The organism is Rossellomorea aquimaris (genome assembly GCF_020171925.1).
GTDB lineage: Bacteria > Bacillota > Bacilli > Bacillales > Bacillaceae_B > Rossellomorea > Rossellomorea aquimaris_F.
On sequence record NZ_JAIVAR010000007.1, the window covers coordinates 134,233 to 147,616 of the forward strand.

Consider the following 13,384-nt stretch of genomic DNA (forward strand, 5'->3'; position numbering starts at 1 on the left):
TCTACTACTGTTTATCATCATTATTCTATTTTGCTGTTTACTGTATTTATGGACCAGAGTATTGAGTGAACTCACAATCACACCTTTCTACTTGCTGGCAGGACTCATTGTCACCTTGATTCATTTGGTGGCTTCATTTTTATATCAAAGGAATGAATTTATTGAGTATAGAAATATCTTGGCGGAAACATACAGGCAAAATTTTGGGTTGATTGACTGGGAGTACATTGATAGCATCACTTCTTTCATGTCCATACACGTTAACAAGGAGTATTTTAATCCAAACACATACTTGATGTTCTTATCTGCTTCTATTTTTCTCTCTCTTCTGTATAGGAGTTTCATCCTCTTACTGAACCGAACCCGACCTGAATGACCAGGACGGGTTCTTTTTATTTGGCTCGGTTTATTTTTTCCATAATCGTCCATACTAACAAGTTGAAGGGTTGTGAAAAAAATTGAGTGGTTGGATGTGGGCGTTACTCATTACACTAGCAGTTATATTTCTTCTTATTATCCTAATAATCATAACGAAACTAACCATAACCCTGTCCCTCTATCATGGAAATGATAATGACCATTTCAAGGTGAAATTGAGGGCGTGGTTCGGTTTGTTGAAATATACGATAGATGTGCCACTGGTCAAGCTGGATGACGACGGCCCGAACATCGTATTTGAAGAGAAGACCAAACGCGGTAAGGAAACGCAGCCGAGTAAAACGAAAGAATCAAAAAAGAAAGTCACGCCAAATGATTTCATCAAAAGCTTACATGATACGAAAGAAATCATCACACATGTGCAGGCGATGCACAGGATCATCCGTCATTTCTTGAAGAAAGTCAAAATCGACAAGATCTTTTGGAAAACGTTATTCGGGACGGGGGATGCGGCGTCGACAGGAACTATGACAGGAGCGATATGGGGATTGAAAGGAAGTATCATCGGGCTGATAAGCCGCTATATGAGGCTTCAGTCAATGCCTGCGGTCGAGGTGGTTCCGTCCTTCCAGAAAGCCGTCATACAGACACACTTTTCGTGTATTATCCAGTTCCGGATAGGGAATGCTATCCTAGTAGGTTTAAAGATACTCCGGTACTGGAGGGGCGGAAAAGCGGACTTTAAGACAAAAGCCTTTTCACCTATCTCCGATAAAGAACAACAATCCGTTTAAGAGGAGGACTAAACATGTCTGAACATCCTATCGAAGGTCTCATGACCACTGCAATGGAAAACTTAAAAGAGATGATCGATGTCAATACCATCATAGGTGACCCCGTTGAAACACCTGATGGAAGTGTCATCCTGACTGTATCCAAAGTTGGCTTTGGCTTTGCTGCAGGAGGAAGTGAATTCAGCATCGATGGCAAAAGCAAGAGCGGAGATGCAGAAGGCGGCAAAGGCGGGAATGATGGCGGAAACGGTGGCTCGTCCAAAAAGCAGCCGTTTGGCGGAGGTAGTGGTGGAGGGGTTTCCATCACACCGATCGCATTCCTCATCGTCAGCTCAAGAGGAATCAAGATGCTTCATCTTGATGAGAGCACACATCTCCTGGATCGCCTGCTTGATTTGGCACCTGGTGCGATTGAGAAAATCCAGGGCATGATGAAGAAGAATGATCAAGGAAACAACCAAAATAACCAAGGGAACGGATCCAACCATAAGATGGATTTTTAGAAACATAGTGAAAGGGGCTGACTCCAATCAAGAATCGTATTGTCAGTCCCTTTTTTTATGGAAAATATCAACCACCAAGTGAACGGGAGCGGATGGAAGTTGATTCCGACCGCTAGTCCCTCGTGGTGACCTACCCTGCCCTCAATCTATTTGGGGGAGGCAAAGAAATGGATATCCGACCCTTATCATTTGCGTTGAACATGCGATTTTCTGTACTATAAAATTGTACATATTACTATTGAGGAGGAACAAATGATGGCAAACATTACATTTAAGAACAACCCTGTAACGCTGCTTGGCAACGAAGTGAAGGTTGGGGATAAAGCACCTGATTTCACGGTATTGGCAAATGATTTATCAGAAGTGACTCTGAATGACTCAAAGGGTAAGGTTCGTTTGATCAGTGTCGTTCCTTCAATTGATACCGGTGTTTGTGACGCGCAAACAAGAAAATTCAATGAAGAAGCAACAAAGTTCGATAACGTTGAAGTGCTGACGATTTCAGTCGATCTTCCATTTGCACAAAAGCGCTGGTGCGGAGCAAACGGAATCGAAAACGTCCAGACACTTTCCGATCACCGTGACCTTTCATTCGGCGAAGCATATGGCGTGCACATTCAGGAACTGCGCTTGCTTGCCCGCGCGGTATTCGTTGTAAACAGCAACGATGAAGTCACATATGTGGAATATGTGAGCGAAGCCACTAATCATCCTGATTACGATGCTGCGGTAGAAGCGGTTAAGAACGCTAAATAATCTTCCACACGATTAGAAATAGAGACATGCTGACCTGCCCCTAGATGTATGGTCAGCATTGTTTTTTTTACAAAGTGCCCGTTGACGGGTAAAATAGGGGACAGAAAACGTTGGTAAAGGAATGAATGCATATGATGAATTCGCCAGTCGAATCACTTTTCGGAATCATCGATGAAACGTCACAGCTTCTAAAAGAGGAGCTAGCATGCAGCTATCTAGAAGCGGTGGCTGAAACAGGTGAGAACCTTTTTCAAGATGAGATCCTTCAAGATGAGTTGAGCGAACTGACAAAAAAACGTCTACATAAGAAATATGAAGAAATAAAGATCGGCAGTGTTGAAAATGAAGATATCCGCAAAGCCTTCCAGTTTGCCATATTGAAAGGTATGAAGGAAAATGTACAGCCGAATCACCAAATGACTCCGGATTCCCTTGGGTTATTCATCAGCTTCCTGGTCAATAAATTTGCTGGTGACAGGGAGAAGCTGACGGTTTTGGATCCTGCCATCGGTACTGGGAACCTGCTGACGACCGTTCTGAATCAAATGCCCCATGTTGAGTCGCAATCGGTCGGTGTGGAAATCGATGATGTGCTGATCAAGCTTGCGTATGTGGGGGCTAATCTACAGAAGCACCCGTTACAGCTGTTCAATCAAGACGCATTGGAGCCGTTGTTCATCGACCCTGTCGATCTCGTTTTGAGCGACCTTCCTGTAGGGTACTACCCGAATGATCTGAGGGCTCAGGATTATGAGCTGAAAGCAGAGGAAGGACATTCTTACGCGCATCACTTATTCATCGAACAAAGCTTGAAGCATACGAAAGAAGGCGGCTACCTGTTCTTTATCGTTCCCAATGCACTATTCGAATCCCCACTGAGCAGCCAGCTTCATTTATTCTTAAAAGATAAAGTGAACATCCAGGGCTTCCTTCAGCTGCCACTTTCCTTGTTTAAAAATAAGAACTCAGCGAAAAGCATCCTGATCCTACAAAAGAAGAAAGAGGGTCTAAAGGCACCGAAAGAAGTTCTACTCGCAAATCTTCCAAGCCTCTCAAACCAACGGGCACTCGAGGATATCCTTGCAAAGATCGATCAATGGTTGGTCGAAAATAAATGACAAACTCATCGAGACTGTTCTTATTTCAAGAGCAGTCTTTTTATTTATTATAAAGGCTTTTAACACTCTAAATAATAATTACGGAGTGGATTGGAGCGGAAGGCACTTGACTCCGGCGGGAAATAGAGGAAAAGTCGAGACCCCACAGGCGGAACGCCGAGGAGGCTCGACTTCCTCCCCGCGGAAAGCAAGTGCCTGCAGCGAAAAGGAACGGACTATGATTACAGATGTATTTTTGATTGTAGACTTATCTATCATACAGTTTGACCAGAGATAAAGATTGCGGTAGCAAGAGAAAAGTTCCGTTTCGAATTTTGCGAAAATATTTAATTTAACATGAAAACGATGTCATTTCAAGCTTTATCTTGAAATAGATGGTATACAGTGTTTAAATGGGGAATTGAGAGATAAAAAGCGTTTCTATGAACACAATATAGATAGTTAAGATCCATAACGTAAAGGAGCGATACGACGTGGCAAACAAAATTATTGCGATCAATGCTGGGAGTTCTTCTTTGAAGTTTCAGTTATTCGACATGCCTGAAGAAACAGTAATCACGAAAGGTCTGATTGAGCGTATTGGTTTGGACAATGCGGTCTTCAATATAACGGTTAATGGTGAGAAGAAAGAGGAAGTAACGGATATCCCGGATCATGAAGTAGCGGTTAAGATGCTTCTTGAAAAGTTGACAGGCTACAACATCATCGACTCACTGGATGAAATCCAAGGAATCGGCCATCGCGTGGTTCACGGTGGGGAAGTCTTTGATGAATCTGTACTCATCACCGATCAAGTAATCGAAAAAATCGAGGAACTTTCGGATCTAGCCCCTCTTCATAACCCGGCAAATCTGACAGGAATCAAAGCTTTCCAAAATGTACTTCCAAATGTACCGGCAGTCGCGGTATTCGATACAGCATTCCACCAATCGATGCCTGAAAGCTCATTCTTATACAGCCTTCCTTATGAGTACTATGAGGATTTCGGTATCCGTAAATACGGTTTCCATGGGACATCACACAAGTATGTGTCTGAAAGAGCGGCGGAAATGCTTGGACGCCCGAAAGAGCAAGTGCGCCTGATCTCTTGTCACTTGGGTAACGGTGCGAGTATCGCGGCGATCGAAGGCGGGAAATCAATCGACACATCCATGGGCTTCACTCCGCTAGCCGGTGTGGCAATGGGTACCCGTTCCGGTAACATCGACCCTGCATTGATCCCATTCATCATGGAAAAGACAGGTTCGACCGCTGAAGAAGTCCTTAACATCCTGAACAAAAAATCAGGTATGCTTGGTGTTTCCGGGTTCTCAAGCGACCTTCGTGACATCGAACAGCAGGCATCCGAAGGAAATGAACGCGCGGAACTGGCTCTTGAAGTATTCGCCAATCGTATCCATAAATACATCGGATCGTATGCTTCCCGCATGTACGGTGTAGATGCGATCGTCTTCACTGCAGGAATCGGGGAAAACAGCAGCCTTGTACGTGAGAAAGTCCTTCAAGGTCTTGAATTCATGGGCGTATACTGGGATCCAGCACGCAACAACGTGCGCGGCGAAGAAACATTCATCAACTACCCGCACTCCCCTGTTAAAGTCATGATCATCCCGACGAACGAAGAAGTCATGATCGCACGAGACGTAATGGAAAAAGGAAATATTTAATGCTTTAAAGCATCGAGGGACGTACCTTCAAAAAGGGTGCTTCTCTTTTAAACAGGATTGCCATAAGGGCAATCCTGTTTTTTATGTCTCCATTTCAGAAAATTCGGACTGTGGAAGCGATGGAGAGCCTGACTGCTAATCATTTATGATATACTGAAATTAATTTAATTGATGTAAGGAGTGGGAAGTCATGAGCTGGTCAGAAAGAGATAAACAAGTATGGCAGTCAATCAAAGCTTGGAAAGAGAACTTATATGAGTACGAAGCGAATGATTTGGAACATACATATGTTAAATGGTTGGATTACGCTTTTGAATCGATTCCGGAAGAAGTTCAGGAACAATTCTTCCAAAGGCTGGATGGCTGGCTATTCCACATGCATTCCCTCATCCAGGGTTCCCAGATGCAAAATGATGCACGGGAGAGGATCCTTGTCACGGCAAGAGCATTCAACGGGGATATCGAAACGGTCGAAGATCTGCACTATCTCACCATCGATCAGCTGCATTATATTGCAGAGCAACACGCAGGCCGACACAGGATTTACTCATTATTTCAGGGGGGAATCACCGGGACAGGCGGTTTAGTCGCGCTTGGCTCGGATTTACCGGCAATGGCAGTCATAAACGTCCGCTCTGTTCAGTTGATTGCCATCGCATACGGATTTGATGTGCAGACCCCTTTTGAAATGATGACGGCTTTGAAGGTGTTCCATGCCGCCACCCTGCCATCAAGGCTCCGTGCCCTTGCTTGGGAGGATTTGATGGAGGATCTGAATAAAAAGGATTCGCATTATTTCTATGATGGGTCAGAAAAATTGACGGATTATACGTGGCTGGAAGGCCCTATGAAGCATGCCTTGAAAGGGATGGCTATCACCTTGTTCAAGGGGAAGAAATGGTCCGGCCTGCCGCTGATCAGTATGGCGATCGGGGCGGGAGTGAACTATCAGCTTTCCCGGAAGATCACAGACTTTGCGGAGAAGTACTATCAATATCGTTATTTGAGATCCAAGAAAACTCAATAAATGCGTGGCGCGATGAAGCGAGTGGCTTCATCGCGTTTTTTTATAGATCCGGCCGCGTTCGATACCATAGCCACAAATCATTGATCTCGGAAGCCCTCTCCGAAATTTCATGGTTCAACCGGAATGACTCCTCGAAATCTTCCTCCCTTCCAAGAGCGTCCTGTAATTCTTCTATTTCCGTTTCGATTTCCGCGATGCGATCAGGGATCTGTCCCCTTATTCTTTCCCAATCGAATAAAATGGCTTCCCGGACTCCAGACGAATAAAAGGACCAATCCTTTTCCAATCGGGGCAAGTCGATCTTCAATCGGTTGTCGAATGTAAAATATCTGTTCGTTGTACACATACTGGCTAAATTACCCCTTCTCTACATGAAATGCTTACTTAAATCCTACACCAATTTCGATTCCTAATCCATTGACTTGAATATGGCCTGTATGGACCTGTAGAACTAATTGGGATCAAGTGCATCGTTACGCTTCAGTGGGAATTGCACCTGTTCCTTGATGATTGCACCGGCCAGCCATTATTCGAGACTTTCCTGCCTCAAAGTCGGTATTAAATCGTCAGTACCACATCCCCATTCAAAGCCTCCAAAAAATAATTATACAAATTTATGAATAAGTATTGATAAAAACAAGAGTAATTGTTAATATAAATTCATTCAAAAGAATAATTATTCATTAAAATAGAAGATTACGAAATACAATAACAGCTGGAGGGATTACGAATGAATAAAAAAGTGGTATTAGCCTATTCAGGTGGTTTGGATACGTCCGTGGCGGTGCAATGGCTTAAAGAAAAAGGGTATGAAGTCATCGCTTGTTGCCTTGATGTCGGAGAAGGGAAAGATTTGGACTTTGTAAAAGAAAAAGCATTAAAGGTTGGGGCTTCAAAGAGCTATGTGATTGATGCAAAGGAAGAGTTCGCAAATGAATATGCGCTTCTTGCCCTGCAAAGCCATGCATTGTATGAAGGGAAATATCCGCTCGTTTCTGCTCTTTCACGTCCATTGATTGCGAGTAAGCTCGTCGAGGTCGCTGAAAAGGAAGGCGCTACGGCAGTGGCGCATGGATGCACAGGGAAAGGGAATGATCAGGTCCGCTTTGAAGTCGCCATTGCTGCATTAAATCCTGATCTTGAAGTCATTGCTCCGGTAAGGGAATGGAAATGGTCGCGTGAAGAAGAAATTGAGTATGCGAAGGAGAAGGGGATCCCGATTCCAATCAATCTCGATTCCCCGTATAGCATCGATCAGAATTTGTGGGGCAGAAGCAACGAGTGCGGTGTACTGGAGAACCCGTGGACTGCGCCGCCGGAGGATGCGTACGATCTTACAAGCAGTATTGAAGAAGCACCTGATACAGCGGATGTGGTTGAAATCACATTCAAACAGGGCGTACCGGTCGAATTGGACGGTCAGGCTTACTCGCTCGATCAACTGATTGCAGAGCTGAATATCATGGCCGGGAAGCACGGGGTCGGACGCATCGACCATGTGGAAAATCGTTTGATCGGAATCAAATCCCGTGAAGTGTATGAATGTCCGGGGGCGGTTACGTTACTGAAGGCACATAAAGAACTTGAAGACCTCACGCTTGTAAAAGAGCTTGCCCATTTCAAGCCTGTGATTGAAAAGAAAATGACTGAATTGATTTATGAGGGCTTGTGGTTCTCTCCGCTAAATGGGGCATTGAAGGCATTCCTCGATCAAACGCAGGTGTATGTCAATGGCGTTGTACGCGTGAAACTATTCAAAGGGCACGCCATCGTTGAAGGAAGAAAATCACCTAATTCACTGTATGATGAGAATCTTGCAACTTACACAAAAGCGGACGAGTTCGACCATGATGCAGCTGTTGGTTTCATCAAGCTTTGGGGACTTCCGACGAAAGTATCATCCATCATCAACAATGAGAAGAAGGAGAAAGTGACGATATGAGTAAGCTTTGGGGAGGGAGATTCACGAAAAAGCCTGAAGAATGGGTGGATGAATTCAATGCATCCATCCCATTCGATCAGGAGCTGGTCCTAGAGGATCTTGAAGGAAGCATTGCCCATGTGTCCATGCTGAAGAAATGCCAGATCCTCTCTGGAAAAGAAGCCGACCAGATCATTCAAGGTCTCGAAGTGCTGTATCAAAAAGCGGTGAATCAAGAACTACAATACTCAGTTGAATACGAAGATATTCATTTGAATCTGGAGAAATTGTTGATTGATGAAATTGGCGAAGTGGGGGGCAAGCTTCATACAGGAAGAAGCCGGAATGACCAAATTGCTACGGATATGCATTTGTTCCTGAAGCGCCGGGTAAAGGAAATCATCAGCTTAATCGATGAACTGCAAGAAGGGATCATCCTTCAAGCGGACAATCATGTAGAAACCATCATCCCTGGTTATACCCACCTGCAGCGTGCACAGCCGATTTCTTTTGCCCATCATCTTATGTGCTATTTCTGGATGCTTCAGCGTGATAAGGAAAGGCTGAAAGACTCTCTTAAACGAATCGACCTTTCACCGCTTGGGGCTGGAGCGTTAGCCGGAACGACCTTTCCGATCGACCGGGCGTACTCTGCTGAACAACTAGGTTTCGGTGCCTATTATGAAAATAGTCTCGATGCAGTAAGCGACCGTGATTTCATCATTGAATTCTTGAGTAATGGCGCCCTCTTGATGACACATCTTTCGCGTTTGGCTGAAGAATTCATCTTATGGTCCACGGAGGAATTCGGGTTCATCGAGCTCGATGACAGCTTCACAACCGGAAGCAGCATCATGCCGCAGAAGAAGAATCCTGACATGGCTGAGCTTGTCAGGGGAAAAACGGGAAGAGTGAACGGGAATCTTATCTCACTCCTTACAGTATTAAAAGGATTGCCGCTCGCATACAACAAAGATATGCAGGAAGACAAAGAAGGGATGTTCGATACCGTCAAAACCGTCACGGGCTCACTGAAGATTTTTAATGGGATGGTACGGACGATGAAGGTGAAGGAAAAAAGAATGAAAGATGCGGTTTCGAATGATTTCTCGAATGCAACGGAGCTCGCGGATTATTTGGCTGCTAAAGGGCTTCCTTTCAGACAAGCTCATGAAATCGTCGGGAAGCTGGTGCTGCATTGCATCCAGGAAAAATATTACTTAAAGGATGTGCCACTCCATCAGTATAAGGAATACTCCGCTCTCATTGAAGAAGACATCTATTCCATCTTGTTGCCTTATGCTGCCGTTGAGAGAAGGAACTCTTATGGTGGGACGGGGTTCCAACAAGTAAGGCATCAAATTGAAAAAGGCAGATCTTTATTGGGGGAAGGTCAATTGATCAATCAGTAGATATAAGAAGAGAGGCTGGGGGAACCCGGCCTCTCTTCTTATATTGCAATGGAAAGACTTTTGGAGAGTCGTAACGCTGGATCGCATGACGAATGCACCACTGTCTTCAATCTTCTTTCTCTTCTGTCCGGACAACAAGAACATCACAATGTGCAGCACGGGTAATATGCTCTGATACGCTTCCAATGAGAAAACGTTCGACCGCATTCAACCCTGTTGCTCCGCAGATGATCAAATCGGCTCCGATGTTCTTATTCGCTTCTCTAGGGATGATAACTTTTGGAGAACCATATTCTACATACGTTTTTACCTTTGTCACATCTGCTTTTGCAGCTTCAGCTTTGTATTCCTGCAGAAGTTCTTCGGCGTAGCGGATCGCTCTTTCACCGACCGTGCGATCATATGATTCAATGGCTGCGAAAGAACGGGTATCGATCACATGGATCAAAGAGAGCGTTGCGTCGTTACGTTTAGCAATGGCGATCGCTTTTTTGAATGCCCATTCCGCTTCCTTAGATCCGTCAACGGCTACTAATATGTTCTGATATTTTAAGCTCATTTGTTATCCCCTCCTTACTATTATAATACTACATTTTTCCACTTATAGGTTATGGCAAATATTCGAACAATATAGATGAAAAAATCGATCTACAGGGGGATTTCCGATGAAGAAAAAAGATCCGAAAGAACAGTACACGTATGATGAACAGGGTAGCCAGCAAGTGAGTCAGCAAATCATGAATTCTTATACGAGCGGTGTAATCGATACGGAGAATGGACATTACAACACATTCGAGGATCATGGGGAGCAGGATCTTTAATCCCGACAATAAAAGGCTGACCCCCAGGGGGTCAGCCTTTTATGATCCCACATTATGTTCATAGTTAGTGGGTTGTTCGACAGAATTCGAGCGACGCTTCGCGAGTACATACATAACACACGTCATGATGAAGGAAAGAAAACCTGGCGAATAACGTTCTGGTATCAGGATATAAGCGAACATCCCGGCTGTAAGTACATACAGCGCTTCTTTATTAAACATCGAGGTTCCATTCAATAATTGAAGCAGAGAGCCCTCCTCTATCCTCCCTTTCCTTACAAAAAGATAATCAGCCGTCACAATCGCTGAAATCGGGATGATCAAAATGCCGAGAAGGGAAATATAGTCCTGTGCATTTTTTACGAGAGATGGAATGGAACTCAAGATGATCCCAAGAGAGCCGAAAACAGCAGCGCTTTGGATGCGCGACAGCTTAGGTAGTGCGTTCAGCAGACTGTATCCTCCTGTATATGCATTGCTCAAATTAATTGAGATCATTGATACCATTGCGCATGCAGTGATGATGATCAACAGGAATAGTGAAGAGGTAATCTCTCCTGCTGCAACAAAGGGATTGAGTTCACCGAACAAGGCAGCGCTTAATCCCCCCAATAATGCGGTCATCATAAACCCTACAACATTTCCTGCATATAGTCCCCAGAATCCATGTGCACTGCTTTTACTATATCTTGTCATATCCGAAGATGCACTCACACCGGAAACATATTGAACAAATACAAGGCTTGAATAAAAGAAGCAAGTAGCAATGCTGGCATCCTTTGTTCCATCGTTCAGTGTATTGAGCGTACCTGTTGAAAGCCCTTTTGTGAGAAACAAATAAAGAATGACGATCTGCCCGGCGACGAGGACAGGGATGAAGTATTTCGTTGCTTTTTTTACTGCATGGAACCCTACCAAGGCAAGTATTGTCATGATCACCGCCAGTACGACAGCGACAGGGATGAAAGGGTATGTGATGCCTGCCACCTTTTCCATGATCGATAGCAGGACATATGTACCGCCGATTGTTTGGACACTGAACCAATAAAGTGAAGTCAATGACCGTATCGGTGAGGCGACGAGCATCGATAATCTGGTTCCGATCAAGGTCCTAAGGACATATTGTGCCGGTAAACCATATCTGGAACCGGGTAGGGATAAATAAGAAACACATAAAAACGCGGCAAGTGCACCGAAGACTGTGCTGAAAAAAGCCGCTGTGAATGAAAGGCCTCCTTCAATCACGGCCAGTGCAGGGATCAGGAAATTTCCTGCATTGACTGAAAAAGCAAGTTGTATGATGAAATATTCCTTCCACGTTGTGTTTTTCTGTTCTGCCGGCACCGGCTCCAGGCCGAGCCGTTCAATCACGGGTTGTTTTGCCATACTACTCTCCTTTATTTTTGGCTCTGTTGAAGGATCTGGTTGAACGAATACATTTTCGGTGGTTGCGAGGAATCTCGCACCGGTAATTAACAGAGTTCATTTTAAAAATTCCTGCAGCCTTTATTTTATAGAATTTTTGCAAAAAAGCGAAGAAATAAACATTAATAATTTTACGATAAACTAGAGATATTTTAGATTTTATTTGTTAAAATGTAAGTGCTTACAGAGAGGCGAAATTCTCTTAGCTATTATATAGGAATAGTGTTATATTTATGAAGTGATGCTCTTATGGAGCAATAGTGGAAATTAGGAGGTAGACATAAATGCGTATTGGTGTCCCAATGGAAATCAAAAACAACGAAAACCGTGTAGCAATGACTCCAGCAGGGGTTGTGAACCTTGTTCAATTCGGACATGAGGTGTTCATTGAGTCCGGTGCTGGACTTGGATCGGGCTTTACGGATGAAGATTATAAAGCAGCGGGTGGACAGATTGTCGATTCTGCTTCAGAAGCATGGTCAATGGATATGGTCATGAAAGTAAAGGAGCCGCTTCCTAGTGAGTATTCGTATTTCAGGGAAGGATTGATCTTGTTTACATATTTACATCTGGCGCCTGAACCTGAACTTACAAAGGCTTTGATTGAAAACAAAGTCGTAGGGATTGCTTATGAAACGGTCGAAGTCAATCGTGCGCTTCCACTGCTGACGCCAATGAGTGAAGTGGCAGGACGCATGGCGACACAGATCGGTGCCCAATTCCTTGAAAAGATTCATGGAGGAAAAGGCGTACTGTTATCTGGTGTACCTGGGGTCCGCCGCAGTAAGGTAACAATCATCGGTGGTGGGGTTGCAGGTACGAATGCTGCGAAAATGGCAGTCGGACTTGGAGCGAATGTCACCATCCTTGACTTGAACCCAGATCGCCTTCGTCAGTTGGATGATATCTTCGGAAGTGATGTCACTACCCTTATGTCGAATCCATTAAATATCGAACAAGCAGTCAAAGAAGCCGACCTTGTGATCGGAGCGGTCCTTATTCCGGGGGCAAAAGCACCGAAACTTGTGACGGAAGAAATGATCAAATCAATGACTCCTGGATCCGTTGTCGTCGATATTGCGATTGATCAAGGCGGTATCTTTGAAACAACAGACCGTATCACGACTCATGATGATCCGACATATGAAAAACATGGAGTCGTTCACTATGCTGTTGCGAACATGCCGGGAGCCGTTCCTCGTACGTCGACGATCGCATTGACAAACGTAACCGTTCCATACGCGATCCAGATTGCCTCCAAAGGGTACAAAAAGGCATGCCTGGATAACGAAGCACTATTGAAAGGAATCAATACGCTTAATGGATATGTGACGTATCAAGCGGTTGCAGAAGCACACGGACTTGATTACTCAGATACAAAAACACAATTAGAACAGCTTTAAAACACCAAAGCCGGCCGCAGAAGAAGTTTCTGGGCCGGTTTTTGTTTATCGATGACAGAACGAGGTTGATTTACTTCTGAGACTCCGCTCTCCACGTGCCCGCGGTGAGCCTCATCACTGTTGAAGAAACGGTCTGTGTTATTCAGCCCCCATTTATTT

General features: G+C 44.4%; 13 protein-coding genes. 10 read left to right on the forward strand and 3 right to left on the reverse strand.

All coding sequences use genetic code 11. The features are described from left to right. The first annotated feature begins 611 nt into the window (after positions 1 to 611). The 6 genes from LCM10_RS18210 to LCM10_RS18235 all read left to right on the forward strand — a co-directional run bounded on the left by LCM10_RS18210 (position 612) and on the right by LCM10_RS18235 (position 6,243). Entirely contained in the window at positions 612 to 1,172 is a 561-nt protein-coding gene (locus LCM10_RS18210) for a DUF2953 domain-containing protein (protein ID WP_224877688.1), read from the forward strand. A gap of 14 nt (positions 1,173 to 1,186) precedes the next feature. After that, positions 1,187 to 1,675, forward strand: coding sequence for a GerW family sporulation protein (ytfJ, locus tag LCM10_RS18215; protein WP_224877689.1), 489 nt, complete (start codon positions 1,187 to 1,189; stop codon positions 1,673 to 1,675). Between the two features lie 255 nt (positions 1,676 to 1,930). Beyond that, positions 1,931 to 2,431, forward strand: coding sequence for a thiol peroxidase (tpx, locus tag LCM10_RS18220; RefSeq protein WP_224877738.1), 501 nt, complete (start codon positions 1,931 to 1,933; stop codon positions 2,429 to 2,431). A 131-nt stretch (positions 2,432 to 2,562) separates the two neighbouring features. After that, positions 2,563 to 3,549, forward strand: coding sequence for a class I SAM-dependent methyltransferase (locus LCM10_RS18225; protein ID WP_224877690.1), 987 nt, complete (start codon positions 2,563 to 2,565; stop codon positions 3,547 to 3,549). A gap of 473 nt (positions 3,550 to 4,022) precedes the next feature. Beyond that, positions 4,023 to 5,216, forward strand: a complete 1,194-nt coding sequence (locus LCM10_RS18230; protein WP_224877691.1) for an acetate kinase — start codon at positions 4,023 to 4,025, stop codon at positions 5,214 to 5,216. A gap of 190 nt (positions 5,217 to 5,406) precedes the next feature. Beyond that, the gene (locus LCM10_RS18235; protein WP_224877692.1) at positions 5,407 to 6,243 is read left to right on the forward strand and encodes an EcsC family protein; all 837 of its coding nucleotides are present in this window, start codon (positions 5,407 to 5,409) and stop codon (positions 6,241 to 6,243) included. A gap of 40 nt (positions 6,244 to 6,283) precedes the next feature. Here LCM10_RS18235 and LCM10_RS18240 read toward each other — a convergent pair whose 3' ends face one another. Further along, entirely contained in the window at positions 6,284 to 6,589 is a 306-nt protein-coding gene (locus LCM10_RS18240; protein ID WP_224877693.1) for a hypothetical protein, read from the reverse strand. Between the two features lie 384 nt (positions 6,590 to 6,973). Here LCM10_RS18240 and LCM10_RS18245 point away from each other — a divergent pair, with 384 nt between their 5' ends. Then, complete coding sequence (locus LCM10_RS18245) at positions 6,974 to 8,185, forward strand: argininosuccinate synthase (RefSeq protein ID WP_224877694.1); 1,212 nt, start codon at positions 6,974 to 6,976, stop codon at positions 8,183 to 8,185. Beyond that, complete coding sequence (argH, locus tag LCM10_RS18250; RefSeq protein ID WP_224877695.1) at positions 8,182 to 9,576, forward strand: argininosuccinate lyase; 1,395 nt, start codon at positions 8,182 to 8,184, stop codon at positions 9,574 to 9,576. The genes LCM10_RS18245 and argH overlap by 4 nt, the downstream gene beginning before the upstream one ends. A gap of 106 nt (positions 9,577 to 9,682) precedes the next feature. On the opposite strand, the gene LCM10_RS18255 is transcribed toward argH, so the two are convergent. Further along, positions 9,683 to 10,135, reverse strand: a complete 453-nt coding sequence (locus tag LCM10_RS18255; protein WP_224877696.1) for a universal stress protein — start codon at positions 10,133 to 10,135, stop codon at positions 9,683 to 9,685. 106 nt (positions 10,136 to 10,241) lie between these two features. Here LCM10_RS18255 and LCM10_RS18260 point away from each other — a divergent pair, with 106 nt between their 5' ends. Then, complete coding sequence (locus LCM10_RS18260) at positions 10,242 to 10,397, forward strand: hypothetical protein (protein WP_224877697.1); 156 nt, start codon at positions 10,242 to 10,244, stop codon at positions 10,395 to 10,397. 39 nt (positions 10,398 to 10,436) lie between these two features. Here the strand turns inward: LCM10_RS18260 and LCM10_RS18265 are convergent, their stop codons facing one another. Next, entirely contained in the window at positions 10,437 to 11,783 is a 1,347-nt protein-coding gene (locus tag LCM10_RS18265) for a purine-cytosine permease family protein (RefSeq protein WP_224877698.1), read from the reverse strand. Between the two features lie 323 nt (positions 11,784 to 12,106). Between LCM10_RS18265 and ald the strand changes: the two genes are divergently transcribed. After that, positions 12,107 to 13,225, forward strand: coding sequence for an alanine dehydrogenase (ald, locus tag LCM10_RS18270; protein ID WP_224877699.1), 1,119 nt, complete (start codon positions 12,107 to 12,109; stop codon positions 13,223 to 13,225). Positions 13,226 to 13,384: the final 159 nt, after the last annotated feature.